Here is a 13,094-nt window from a genome sequence, read left to right as displayed (position 1 = left end):
TTTACATAATGAATCAGCTGCCGGGCTCGCATACTATTTCTGTTGTCTCTTGCCACATTAGTGTTTCTCCTAGTCTCTGAAGCGCTGGCACCGGGAACTTCAGCCGTACTCTTCTGTTTTCATGACTTTTAAAAAGCCATCTATGCGCATTGCGTCTCGCCATTTCTCTTCCCCTCTCCGGTTAATGCAGGCACGTCTCCCCAAGCTGTTGGCTGCCATTTGCGCAGGTGGTAGCGCTGTAATGCTGGCGCTGCCTGCCCAAGCGGCACGTGAAGTGGATGCCGTGGCCCAGCTGCTGGAGCAGGGGCAGACCGAGCAGGCGGCGGCGCAGGCCGACCAGTTCTTGCAGCTGAACCCGAATGACGCCGAGATGCGCTTTTTGCGGGGTGTGATCGCCACCGAGCAAAAGCAGCCGGCGCAGGCCATCCAGATCTTTTCCGCACTGTCGCGCGACTACCCGGCCATGCCCGAGCCCTATAACAACCTGGCCGTGCTGTATGCCGCCCAGGGCCAGGACCGCAAGGCTGTCGATGCGCTGGAGCAGGCCATCCGCGCCCAACCGGGCTATGCCACCGCCTATGAAAACCTCGGTGATCTGTATGCGCGCATGGCCAGCCAGTCCTATGGCAAGGCCCTGGAGCTGGACAGCAACCGCCAGGGCATTGCGCCCAAGCAGGCACTGATAGCACAGATTGCGCCTGGCAAGGCTGCTGCTCCCGTTCCCACTGCCGCTTTGCCCACGGCAGCGGTTGCGGTGGCAGCGGCCCCCACCCCCAGCCTGACGCCAGTGCAGCCTGCGGCCGCCTTGCCAGTCGCCGAACCGGTCACCGCAGAGCGCAGCCCGCCGGCCACTGAGCGCATATCCTCCGCAACCCCCTTGCAACTGGCCGCTGCCGAGGCGGCCAGGGCAGCCGCCAACCCTAGCTCGGCTGCAGAGGCGGCGCCCACGGCCAAGGCATCGCCGGCGCTGGATGCCTCTCCCGCAGCGGTGGAGGCGGCCGTGCAGGCCTGGGCCAAGGCGTGGGCGCAGCAAGATATGGATGCCTACCTGGCCGCCTACAGCCCCAGCTTTAAACCTGCGGATGGCAGCAGCCTGGCGGCCTGGAAGCAGTCACGCCGACAGCGCATTGAGGGCAAGCGCGAGATCAGCGTGGCACTCAGCGACGTACAAGTCGCCGTGGACGGCCCACGCGCCACGGCCCGTTTTATGCAGGCCTACACTGCTGGGGCACTCAAGAGCAACTCCCGCAAGACCTTGGTGCTACAAGCCGACCAAGGCCAGTGGCGCATCGTGAGTGAGACCGTGGGGCGTTGATCGACCCTCCGGCATAAAGCAAAGGCGCCTGCTCTTTCTTGAGCAGGCGCCTTTTTTAGGTGGCGTGGAGGGTGGTTATGAATGACTGTGTGGGGTAGCCGTTAGCGTGCCTGAGACAGGTTGGAGAAGCTCACCGCCGCGCTGATCGTGATCAGCAACTGGCTGGCCACACGGCAATCGGTGAGGGGAGCGGTGCTGGAACCCCAGCGCTGGCGGCTGGCCTGGGTGTGGGGCAGCTTGGGCCAGACCATGCGCTGGTAGCAGGTCTTGAACACGGACTGCATGCCCGAGACAAACTGGCTGCGCTGCGCATGGCTGGCGAACAGCGGCTTGCCTTGCTGCAGCGAGCATTCCATCAACGCAGCAGACACCCAGGGCTCGGGATGCAGCTTGCTGTGTTCCTCATCCTGCGCCAGCGCTTGCAGTTGCTGCCAGGCGGCATGCAGCCATTGGCTGTCGCCATCGGCAGCGGCACTGCCGGCGGCCTGCAGGTCGGAGGGCTGCTGGCCACTCTTTTGCAGGCTTTGCAGCGCCAGTTGGGCCCAGGGGGCGCTGGCGTTGGCACCGCGTGCAGCCTTGCCATGCAGCTGGCGGGACAGCAGGCCAATCAGGTCGCGCAGCGAGGTGGCGCAGCCGGCGCCTGGGTAGAGGTGTACATACTGCACCAGCACGATCAGGCTCATGGCCTTGAGCAGGTCGCTACCGCATTCATGCAGGCTCCAGCGCTGCATCTGCTCGGCCTGGTAGGCGATGGCGCGGTGCACCGTCATCGACGAGGCTTCCGTGGGCGCGATTTGGCGCTGGGTCAGCAGCAAGGCGTAGGTGATGCCGAGGTGATCGATCAAGGTGCTGGCCTCCGACCAGCTGCCGTCCTCGCTCTGGCTGCGGGCCAGCAGCTCCTGCGTGGCCTCATAGATGGCCGAGGCGGCGTTGCCATGGCCGCTGCGGGGCGACGAGGGGTCGTAGCGGGGGAGGGTGCGCATCTCGCCCAGCGGGCTGATGTGCAGGCCTTCGAGCACCAGTTGCCAGCGGCCCTGGGTGCTGGCTGGCACCGGATCGCTCAGCAGCTGCAGGCGCGAGAGCGAGCGCGTCATGCGGTGGCTGAGCAGCGCCAGCATTTCGGCGCGTTCCTGCGCGCTGTCGGCCAGGGTCCAGGACTGGCGCAGATCAGCCAGCGCATCCTGCGGGTCATCACCGGGCAGGGGCAGTACCGCCTTGGCCCAGTCAATGCGCAGTTCCACGCCGCTGGCGTTGAAGGCCCAGGCCCATTGGCGCATGCGCGCTGCGCCTTCGGACCAGGCATCGGCCAGGCTGGGCTGCTGGATGCTAAAGCTGGTGATGGGCAGGTTCTGCGCCGTGATGGTGAAAAACAACAGGCAGCCCTCATAGGGCTTGGGCAGATCCACCGCCTGCTGCGCCACAAAGCGCGCGGCCATGTTCAGCTGGTGGGCCAGGCCGGGGGTGCAATGCACCTCCATGCACATATGGCGCTCTTGCATCTCATCGAACAGGGTTTCGCAGACCTCTGGGCTGAGCAAGGGGGCGTTTTGGGTCATGTGCAGGTCTCCGGTCTAAGGGCTGGCCTGACGGACAAATGCCCAGGCCTTGTGCTGACTGGTGCAACTCCCATGCCAGTGTCAAAACCTAATGCGGTTACATCTGTGAAATTTTAAAGTGCGTTGTTTTATATAATGTTTATTGTTTGTGATGCCATTTCTATGCTTTGAAAATTGTTGTTTTTGGCCTAGTTGTTACGGAGGTGTTACGTAACGTTCCTGCGTTGTGCCGGGAGCGTTCCGCCGCCCGGCAGCCGGCCCTTGGCGCAGGCCGGGTCTGTATAATCGGCCGGTTTTTGGCGCGCGCCAGGCGGCGCTTTTTGCCGCTTGCGGCTGCGCATCAGAGACACAAGATTTCTGGCTGTTTTCTGCGGCTTTGGTCCATTGCAACGAGAAAATCCCCCATGCAAAGTGCTTTTCCAGCGCGCTCTTCCCTGCGATCCCTGGTGCCCGTTCTTTTTCGCCAGCGCTGGGCGGCGGTCTGCGTCGGTGTGCTGATGGGGGGTGCCGCGCTGCAGGCGCAGGCGACTCCCACATCGCCGGCATCGCCCGCCGTGGCAGAAGTGAGCCAGTTGCTGCAACAGGGCAAGGCCGCGCAAGCCGCCAAAGAGGCCGATGCCTATCTGCGCAAGCAACCCGGCGACGTGGAAATGCGCTTTTTGCGGGGCGTGATTGCCACCGAACAAAAGCAGAATGCGCAGGCGATCAAGATCTTCCAGGAGCTGACCCGCGACTACCCCGGCATGCCCGAGCCTTACAACAACCTGGCCGTGCTGTATGCAGCCGACGGCCAGGACCGCAAGGCAGCGCAGGCGCTGGAGCAATCGATGCGCACCAACCCCAGCTACACCACGGCGCATGAGAACCTGGGCGACCTGTATGCCCGCATGGCCAGCGATGCCTATGCCAAGGCGCTGCAGCTGGAAGGCGCGCCCAAGCAACAGGGGCCTCAGCTGGCGCTGATCACGCAGATTGTTCCGGCCTCGCTCGCCAATGGAAAGAACGCGCTGGTGCAGGCCCGTGCCGATGTGCCGCCCAAACCGGTGGCACCGCCGCCTCCACCGCCAGCACCCGCGCCGGTTCCTGCACCGGTGCCCGCACCTGTCCCAGCCCCAGCCCCGGTTGCAGCGCCCAAACCGCCTGCACCCAGCCCGGCACCGGCCGTTGTGGCCCAAGCAGCACCCACGCCTGCGCCGGCTCCCGCCAAGGCGGCTGCGGCGCCCGCTCCAACGCCAGCACCTGCAGCTACGCCAGCACCCACGCCGGCCCCGGCGCCCAAGGCGGCTCCGGCTCCTGCGCCCACGCCAGCAGCCGCTCCGGCGCCTGTGTCTGCCGAGCCCGCCAAGGCCGTGGCCGCCGCCCCAGCTGCCAAGCCGGCAGCACCGGTGGCAGAAACCAAGCCCAAGCCAGCGCGGGATACCGCCAAGCTGGATGTGGAGCGCGCCGTCAACACCTGGGCCACGGCCTGGGAGAAGAAGGACATGCCCGGCTACCTGGCCGCCTATAGCGACCACTTCAGCCCGGCCGGTGGCGGCAGCCTGAGCGCCTGGAAGGAAGAGCGGCGCCAACGCATTGTCGGCAAGCAGGCGATTGTGGTGAATGTGCGCAATCTGCAGGTCAGTGTCGATGGCGAGCAGGCAACGGCCAAGTTCCGCCAGTACTATGCGGCGGGGGCCCTCAAGACAACCACCCGCAAGACCTTGGTGATGCGCCTGGAAAAAGGCCATTGGCGCATCATGCGCGAGACCACCGGTGGCTGAACGGGCCAAGCTGCACAGGCTATGATCGGCGTTGGTCCGCACAGAAGTCAGTAGAAGGAATCACAGGCTATGCCTTTTCGCAAGCAGTTTTGGCGCTCAGGGGTGGGCGCAGCCATGGTGGCCGCCGCAGCTGCGGCGCTGGCCGCCGGCTCCCCCGCCACGCCGCGAGCTGCTGCGCAGGCCAATACGGCCGCTGCCGCCAAGGCCCGCCAGCCCGATGCCGAAGAGCGCCTGGTGCAGATCATTGCGCTGGTGCAAAACCAGCAGCTGGACCAGGCCTTGCGCGCTGCTGCCAGCCTGACGGCCGATGTGCCGCATTTTCAGGCGGCGCAGCTGGTGTATGCCGATCTGCTGCGTTTTCGCTCCGGCCAGCCCGGTGCGTTGACGCCCGCTGCGGTGGTCCAGCGGGCCAAGATGCTGCCGGTCAAACATATTCCGCTGCCGCAGGCCGAGGCCGCGGTGCTGCCCATCCCCGCCAGCAACCCCCAAGGCGCGCACAGCCTGGAGCAGCTCCAGGGCCTGCAGGACGAAATCCGCCGCCGCATGCATGGCGCCCAGTCCTTGCCGGCCGCTGGTCAGGTGCCTTCGGAGTTTCTGTCGCTGTCGCCATCGGTGCGCCAGGTCATCGCCATCGATGCCAGCCAGTCGCGCCTCTACCTGCTGCGCCATGACAAGGGCCAGTTGCAGTTGGTGGACAGCTTTTATGTCTCCGTCGGCAAGCTTGGCGTAGGCAAGCTCGAAGAGGGCGACCAGCGCACGCCGGAAGGTATCTACTTTATTGGCCGGCAGATTGCTGGCCAGCGCCTGCCCGAGTTTTATGGCAAGGGTGCCCTGACCCTGAACTACCCCAATGACTGGGACAAGGCCATGGGCCGCTCGGGCAGCGGCATCTGGCTGCATGGCGCGCCGCCGGACCAGTTTGCGCGCCTGCCCCAGGCCAGCGATGGCTGCGTGGTGCTGGCCAACCCCGATTTGATCGCGCTGATGCGCACGGTGGACAAGCTGACACCGGTGCTGATCCGCGACCAGCTGAATTGGGTGGCGCAAAGCGATGCCTCCCACCGCCAGAACAGCGAGGCCTTCACAGCCGTGCTGCAGCAGTGGCACCAGGCCTGGATGCAGGACGACCCCCAGGCCGCCTTGCAGCTGGCCACGCCGCAATGGACGGCCTCGACCGAAGGCCAGGCCTGGCAGACGCGCATGGCCGGGCTGTTCAAGGGCCGCAAGGTGGAGCTGCAGGACATCTCCACCTACGGCTGGAAAGACGACAAGGGCGAGATCCGCGTCGCCAACCTCAAGCTCAAGAGCCGTGAGCAGGCCCAACCCCTGTCGCTGCGCCAGTACTGGCGCAAGGTGGGCAAGGATTGGCGCTTGTTCTCGGAAGACCTGCAAAACCAGAGCTGATCGGGCTCCATCCATAGCAAAAGGCCCAAACCTAGGTTTGGGCCTTGTTCTTTGTGCAGCGGCTTAGTGCTGCGAGTCCGGGTCGTCCAGCAGCTGCTGGCGCAGCTTCTGGTCTTCGGTCATCTCAAACCACATGGCGTTGAGCACCGCAAAGGCGGCGGCCAGTGGCAGGCCGAGAATCCAGGAGAAATACCACATAGTTGAATCCTTTCTGTGTGCGGCGGCGCTCAGTACGCGTGGCCGTTGCCGTCATTGATGTCCTTGGCATTGACCTTGCCCCAGAGCACCGAGTAAACCCAGCTGGTGTAGGCAATGATCAGCGGAATGAAGACGACGGTGCAGACCAGCATGATGAACAAGGTCATGTGGCTGGACGAGGAATCCCAGACCGTCAGGCTGAAGCGTGGATCCACCGACGAGGGCAGGATCATCGGGAACATCGAGGCGCCGACGGTCAGGATGATGCCGGCAATGCCCAGGCCGCTGCTGATCATCGCCAGGCCATCCTTGCGCGCACGGATCAGCACCGCAGCAACCAGGCAACCCAGCACGCCGAGGATGGGCGCTGCCATCGTCCAGGGGTGCTGCTGGTAGTTCTGCATCCAGGCGCCAGGGGCGTGGGCTGCAGTCTTGAACAGCGGGTTCGACGGGCCGGTGGTGTTCAGCACCGAGGTGATGCTGTAGCCATCGACAAACTTCCACAGCACGATACCGGCCAGCACAAACAGCACCGCAGTGACGACGGCCGCGATGCTGCCTACGCTGCGCGCCCGGGCGGCAATCGCACCTTCGGTCTTGATGCACAGCCAGGCCGCGCCATGCATCAGCAGCATGGAGACGGAGATCAGGCCAGCCAGGATGGCGAAGGGGTTGAGCAGGCCGAAGAAGCTGCCGTCGTAGTGGATGTAGAGCTCAGGCGTGAGGCGGAAGGGCACGCCCTGCAGCACATTGCCCATGGCCACGCCGCAGATCAGCGCAGGGATGAAGCTGCCGGCAAACAGCGCCCAATCCCAGCGACTGCGCCAGGTAGGGGACTCGTTCTTGCTGCGGTACTTGAAGGCGACCGGGCGCAGGATCAGACCGATCAGGATCACGAACATGGCCAGGTAAAAGCCCGAGAAGGACACCGCATACAGCTGTGGCCAGGCGGCAAAGATGGCGCCACCGCCCAGCACCAGCCAGACCTGGTTTCCTTCCCAGGTGGGGCCGACGGCGTTGATGATGACGCGGCGCTCCAGATCGTTCTTGCCCAGAAAGGGCAGCAGCATGCCAGTGCCCAGGTCAAAACCGTCCATCACGGCAAAGCCGATGAGCAGCACGCCCAGCAGCACCCACCAGATGACACGCAGTGTGTCGTAGTTCAAAAGTGTATGCAAGATCATGGTGTTACTTTCCCGAATAGGTAGGTTGTGCCGTGGCGATCGAGGCATAGCTCAGCGGCTGCGGGTCGCGCTGCTCGGGCTCCAGCTCGGGGCCCTTTTGGATGGCCTTGAGCATCAGCTTCATCTCGATGATCAGCAGCACCGTGTACAGCGCCACAAAGCCCAGGATGGTGATCAGCAGCGTGGTGACGCCCAGGTTGGAGGCCGCTACGGCGGTGGGCAGCACGCCTTCAATGATCCAGGGCTGGCGACCGAACTCGGCCACGAACCAGCCGCACTCGATGGCGACCCAGGGCAGCGGGATGGCCCAGACGGCCACCCACAGCAGCCAGCGGCGGTTTTCCAGCTGGTGGCGCGACGCGAGGTAGAAGAACACCGCCGTCAGCACGATGAAGAACATGCCCAGCGCGACCATGATGCGGAAGGTCCAGAACAGCGGTGCGACCTGGGGGATGGTGTCCGATGCGGCCTTGGCGATCTGTTCGTCGGTGGCCTGGCGTGGATCATCGACATAGCGCTTGAGCAGCAGCGCATAGCCCAGCGACTGGCCATTGGCCTCGAACTGTTCCTTCAACTCGGGCGAGATGGTGGTGGTGGAGCCCGCTTCGCGGATCTTCTCCAGCGCGTCATAGGCCTTGATACCGTCGCGGATCAGCACCTCGGCATGCTTGACCAGGTCGTTGATGCCCTGCAGTTCGGTGTCGAGCGAGCGCGTGCCGATCAGGCCCATGGCCCACGGGATGTGGATGGCGTAATGGGTTTCGCGTGCTTCCTGGTCGGGGAATCCAAAGGCGGTGAACGCGGCTGGCGCAGGCTCGGTCTCCCACATGGCTTCGATCGCGGCGAGCTTCATCTTCTGGTGTTCGCCCGACAGGTAGCCGGACTCGTCACCCAGCACCACCACCGACAGCGAACCGGCCAGGCCAAAGGCGGCGGCCACCGTCATCGAGCGTTTGGCCAGCGCCACATGGCGGCCCTTGAGCAGGTACCAGGCCGACACGCCCAGCACAAAGATGGACGCGCAGACATAACCGGCAGAGACGGTGTGCACGAACTTGGCCTGCGCCACCGGGTTGCTGAGCACGGCGGCGAAGTCATTGACTTCCATGCGCATGGTCTGTGGGTTGAAGACAGCACCCACCGGGTTCTGCATCCAGCCATTGGCGATCAGAATCCATAGCGCCGACAGGTTGGTGCCGATCGCGGTGAGCCAGGTGACCATCAAGTGCTTGACCGGCGAGAGCTTGTCCCAGCCGAAGAAGAACAGACCGACAAAGGTCGCCTCCAGGAAGAAGGCCATCAGCCCTTCGATGGCCAGCGGCGCGCCAAAGATGTCGCCCACATAGTGGCTGTAGTAGCTCCAGTTCATGCCGAACTGGAACTCCATCACCAGGCCGGTGGCCACGCCGATGGCGAAGTTGATGCCAAAGAGCACACCCCAGAACTTGGTCATCTGGCGCCAGATGACGCGCCGCGTCATCACATAGACCGTCTCCATGATGGCGATCAGCATGGACAGCCCCAGGGTCAGGGGTACGAAGAGAAAGTGGTACAGGGCTGTGAGTGCAAACTGCAATCTTGATAGCCCGACGATGTCGAGATCCATGAACTGGTCCTTCCGTGTTGTAAGTGCTCGATCTGGTAGAAAAACTACGTGGGTTCCAAACTGACAAATTCCTGGCTTGCGCAAGCGGCGGGGCTAGCCGGGCCGCAATCGCTGTAACAGCGCTTCAAACTCTGCGGTGCCCTTGCGCGCTTGCGCCATGCCTCCTTGCAAGGGGGCTATCCAAACAATGCGGTCGGCGTGGCGCGCCTCGCGCTGCAAATGGCTGGCCATCACGATGGCGCCCTGGCCGCTGGCTGCGCGCTGGGCATGCCATTGCGCAATCGCCTGCATCACCTGGGCAGCGGTCTGGCGGTCCAGGCCCTCGGTGGGTTCGTCCAGCAGGCTCAAGGGGGCTGGGTGCAGCAGCAGGCGGGCGAGGGCCAGGCGGCGTGATTCGCCCCCCGACAGGCCGGCGCCCTGGCTGCCCAAGGGCGTGTTCAGTTGCTGGGGCAGGGCGCGGATGACATCAGCCAGGCCTGCCGTTTGCAGCCCGGCCCAGAGTTCGGCATCGCTGGCGTCAGGGCGGCCCAGGCGCAGGTTGGCTGCCACACTGGCCTGGAACAGCTCTGTGCGCTGGGGCAGGCTGGCACAGGGCGCGCGCAGTACCTGGCCGGCGCTGGGCGCCAGGTCACCCGCTATCAGTGCCATCAGGCTGGATTTGCCAGCGCCGCTGGGCCCCGCCAGCACCAGCCATTCGCCATCGGCCACTTGCAGATCGATCTGCTGCAGCAAGGCGCTGGCACTGCCGGGGTGTTGCAGGCGGACGGCTTGCATGTCTACGGCCAAGCCGGTGGCGGGCGCTTGGGTTTCGCTGGAGGGCGCGTCGACAGCGGCACCCAGCAGCGGTGCAATGCGGCGTGCAGCGAGCAAGGTGCGGCCCGCTTCCATCGCGCCACGGCGGATGTGGACGAGGGGCTCCAGCGCCGCCAGCAGCAGCAAGGTGGCCAGCGCGGCAATGGGCGCGCCAATGTCACCCTTCTGGGCCAGCCAGGCGGCGCAAAGCAAGGCGGCTGCGGTGGCCAGGTGGCCCAGCATGGCCATCGCGACGGCGACCCCCGATTCCAGCCGATTCAGGCGGATATCGGCAGCAAACTGCTGGCGCTCGGCCGCAGCAATACGGGCCATTTGGCGGGGCAGGGTGCCGACCATGACCAGCTCGGTCTGCGCGCCGACGGCATCAATCACCTGGGCCCGCAGCTGCTCGCCGGCAAAGCTGCGGCGCAGCGCGGTCATAAAGCCATGGCGCACACACCAGGCCACGCAGGCCAGGCCGCCGGCCAGCACCATGGCGCCAACGAGCAAGCCGCTTTGCCAGTTCAGGAAGATCGTCAACGCCAAGGCCGTGACGCAGGCGCTGACCAGCAGCGACACTGCCGGGGTCAGCAGCCGCAGGTAGACGGCGTCGAGCGCATCGATATCGGCGGTGAGGCGATGCAGCAGGCGGGCGGGGCGCTGGCGCAGTGCCAATGCGGTGTCAGCGGCGGCGAGGCGCGAGAACAGCTGCACCCGCAGGGCGGCCAGTACGCGCAAGGTGGCATCGTGGGTTACCACCCGTTCGCTGTAGCGCGCGCCGGTGCGCAGCATCGAGAAAAAGCGCACACCGGCACCGGGTGCAAACACATCGAACACCACCGCCGTGGCGCTGGAAAGACCCGCTACATAGGCGGCCGTAAGGAACCAGCCCGACAGGCCCAGTAGCGCCATCCCGGCACACACAGTGATGGCGGCCAGCAAGCTGCCCAGCAGCATGCGCCGGCGGTAGGGCGATTGCGCAAACAGCTGAACAATGGGGCGCAGCGCGTTCCAGGCCTTCATGCGATGCTCCTCGTGGCGGCGGGCAGGCCGGTGGCAATGGGTGGCTGGCTGCCGTCGAGCGACAGCACCCGGTCCATGCAGGCGGCCAGCAGCGGATCATGGGTGGCCACCACCAAGGTGGCGCCGCGCGCTGCCAAGGCCAGCAGGCCCTGGCGCACAAATTGGGCGGTCTCGGCATCCAGGTGGGCGGTGGGCTCATCGGCCAGCACCAGGCGGCAGCCAGGCGTGGCGGCTGCGCGTGCCAGGGTCAGGCGCAAGGCCTCGCCACCCGACAGGCCCAGCCCCCCATCGCCCACCACGGCATTGCCGCGCAAAGCCAGCACGGGGCCCAGGGCTGCGCTCTGCACCGCTTGCTGCAGTGCGGCGTCGTCAATGTCGCGGCCAAGGCGGATGTTGTCCACCAGACTGGCGGCCAGCACATGGGGCTTTTGCGCGACCCAGGCCATGCCGCTGCGCAGGCTGTCTGCATGGGTGGCATCCATGACTTGGCCATCGATAAGGATGTAGCCAGCGCTGGGCGCGGCCAGGCCCGCGATCAGCGCCATCACGGTGGATTTGCCGCTGCCGCTCTCACCCCACAGCGCGACGCGCTCGCCAGAGCCAATCTCTGCGCTGAAGGCATGGACCACCCGGGGGCTCTCGGCGCTGTATTGAAAGCTGAGGTCGTTGATCGCCAGCGCCGCAGCCGTTGTCTGGTTGGCGCGGGCAGCGCGGTCGGGCTGGCCATCTCCGCCACCCAGCAACTGCGGGCCAGGCTTTTGCAGCGCTTGCAGTGCCTGCTCTGCAGCCACACCGGCGGCCTTGTCGTGCCAAACCGCAGACAGCTCGCGCAGTGGCTCAAAAAACGCGGGGGCCAGCAACAGCACAAACATGGCCTGGGCGAGGCCCAAGGTACCGCCCCAGCTGCCAAACGGGATCTGGCCCAGCATGTGAAAGCCGACATAGACAGCAACCAGGGCCACGCCCAGCGCAGAGAACAGCTCCAGCACCGCAGAAGACAAGAACGCAATCTTGAGCACCGCCATGGTGTTGGCGCGCAGCTGCTCTGCCGCACTGGCCAGCTGCTGCGCCACCTGGGCAACGGCGCCCAGCCCGCGAATACTGGCAAGGCCCTGCAGGCGATCGAGCAAAAACTGGTTCAGGTTGCCAACATCCTGCAAATGCTTCTTGCTGGCCGCCTCGGCCCGCCAGCCCACCAGCGCCATAAAGATGGGGATCAGGGGCGCAGCCACCAGCAGCACCAGGCCAGCCACCCAAGAGAGGCTGAACACACAGACCAGGATGACCAACGGCACCACCATGACCTTGGTGCGCGCCGTGGTGTAGCGGGCAAAGTAGGACGTGATGTTGTCAGCCTGCTCGTTGAGCACACTGGCCGCCAGCCCGGCCGTGGGGCGCTGTGGGTGCAAGGGCGAGTGCAACGCCAAGGCCTGCAGTGCCTGCAGCCGCAGCTGCTGGGTATGGGCGCGCGCCGCTGCAAAAGCCCGGCGCAGGCCATAGCCATCCACCAGGGCCCGCAGCAAACCCAGCGCCAGGAACAGGGCGCAAGCCTTGGCCAAGGCCGACCAGGCCGCGTGCTGCTGAATCGCCTCAATCCCCCAGGCAATCACCGCCGCTTGTGGCAGCCACAGTAGGGCCGCGAGCACCTGCCACCACGCTCCCTGGGCAGAGGGGCGCGTTGCCACAGCAGGGCTGCTGGTGGAAGGGGTGGCGCGGTTGGCTGGCATGGGGAAAGTTTTTAGTTTTCAGAAATTCTTGAAAGTATTGTATCTCCAAGACGCTCATTAATTCAATTTATCGAATACCTGATACGAACTACGTTGGTCAAAGGCGCTGCACTGGTCGGTCAATGCATGGGCATAAATTGCTACGAAATTCAGAGCATCAAAGGCTCTAGAAACATAGATAACGCAGAAGTTGCTGCAGTCCCAAGAGCCTTCAGTCCTGGCTGCAGCACGGTGTTTCGGGCCCGCTTTGCCAAGAGCTTGAGCCGATTGTGTTGCCTAGAGTGTGAACAGAGCTTGCTGTAAGTCAAGAAGAACGCGGGTTCTCCCTAGGGGGTGGGCTGGGGGAGATGGAGCGTTGTTGGGGGGCGACTGGAATCGCCGCTAACTGGCAAAAGCAGGGTGATGTAGTCAGGTGCGGCCCGGCTAGGTCTGACTGCTTAGGGGGTGCTGATCATTCCAGATCGCGGTGGTCATGGCTTTTAGACATCAAGCGGAAAATGCATTCAAGACATTGGAAATCCGTTTCAAT

9 protein-coding genes are annotated in these 13,094 nt (G+C 64.7%); 3 read left to right on the top strand and 6 right to left on the bottom strand.

What is annotated here, in order from left to right; all coding sequences use genetic code 11:
* Positions 1-241 precede the first annotated feature (241 nt).
* On the top strand, positions 242-1,315 hold the full coding sequence (locus EDF71_RS20740; protein ID WP_133858445.1) for a tetratricopeptide repeat protein: 1,074 nt from the start codon (positions 242-244) through the stop codon (positions 1,313-1,315).
* Positions 1,316-1,416: 101 nt separating this feature from the next.
* On the opposite strand, the gene EDF71_RS20735 is transcribed toward EDF71_RS20740, so the two are convergent.
* Complete coding sequence (locus tag EDF71_RS20735; RefSeq protein ID WP_133858444.1) at positions 1,417-2,871, bottom strand: hypothetical protein; 1,455 nt, start codon at positions 2,869-2,871, stop codon at positions 1,417-1,419.
* A gap of 404 nt (positions 2,872-3,275) precedes the next feature.
* Between EDF71_RS20735 and EDF71_RS20730 the strand changes: the two genes are divergently transcribed.
* Complete coding sequence (locus EDF71_RS20730; protein ID WP_243854380.1) at positions 3,276-4,631, top strand: tetratricopeptide repeat protein; 1,356 nt, start codon at positions 3,276-3,278, stop codon at positions 4,629-4,631.
* A gap of 69 nt (positions 4,632-4,700) precedes the next feature.
* Entirely contained in the window at positions 4,701-6,035 is a 1,335-nt protein-coding gene (locus EDF71_RS20725; protein ID WP_133858443.1) for a L,D-transpeptidase family protein, read from the top strand.
* 63 nt (positions 6,036-6,098) lie between these two features.
* Here the strand turns inward: EDF71_RS20725 and cydX are convergent, their stop codons facing one another.
* The 5 genes from cydX to cydD form a co-directional block, all read right to left on the bottom strand.
* Positions 6,099-6,233: a cytochrome bd-I oxidase subunit CydX gene (cydX, locus tag EDF71_RS20720; RefSeq protein ID WP_021025677.1), complete on the bottom strand. Its 135-nt coding sequence runs from the start codon at positions 6,231-6,233 to the stop codon at positions 6,099-6,101.
* A 29-nt stretch (positions 6,234-6,262) separates the two neighbouring features.
* Positions 6,263-7,417 carry a cytochrome d ubiquinol oxidase subunit II gene (cydB, locus tag EDF71_RS20715; RefSeq protein WP_133858442.1) on the bottom strand — a complete coding sequence of 385 codons (1,155 nt, stop codon included), beginning with the start codon at positions 7,415-7,417 and terminating at the stop codon, positions 6,263-6,265.
* A 4-nt stretch (positions 7,418-7,421) separates the two neighbouring features.
* Positions 7,422-9,023 (bottom strand): cytochrome ubiquinol oxidase subunit I, encoded by a 1,602-nt coding sequence (locus EDF71_RS20710; protein WP_133858441.1) that lies wholly within the window; start codon positions 9,021-9,023, stop codon positions 7,422-7,424.
* Between the two features lie 93 nt (positions 9,024-9,116).
* Positions 9,117-10,838: an ATP-binding cassette domain-containing protein gene (locus EDF71_RS20705; RefSeq protein WP_133858440.1), complete on the bottom strand. Its 1,722-nt coding sequence runs from the start codon at positions 10,836-10,838 to the stop codon at positions 9,117-9,119.
* Entirely contained in the window at positions 10,835-12,565 is a 1,731-nt protein-coding gene (gene cydD / locus EDF71_RS20700) for a thiol reductant ABC exporter subunit CydD (protein WP_133858439.1), read from the bottom strand. Before cydD ends, EDF71_RS20705 begins: the two co-directional genes overlap by 4 nt.
* Positions 12,566-13,094: the final 529 nt, after the last annotated feature.

The sequence above is a fragment of the Comamonas sp. JUb58 genome (assembly GCF_004364775.1).
Taxonomy (GTDB): domain Bacteria; phylum Pseudomonadota; class Gammaproteobacteria; order Burkholderiales; family Burkholderiaceae_C; genus Comamonas.
Note: the sequence above shows the minus strand (reverse complement) of the source record. Positions and strands in the feature narration are given on the sequence as shown.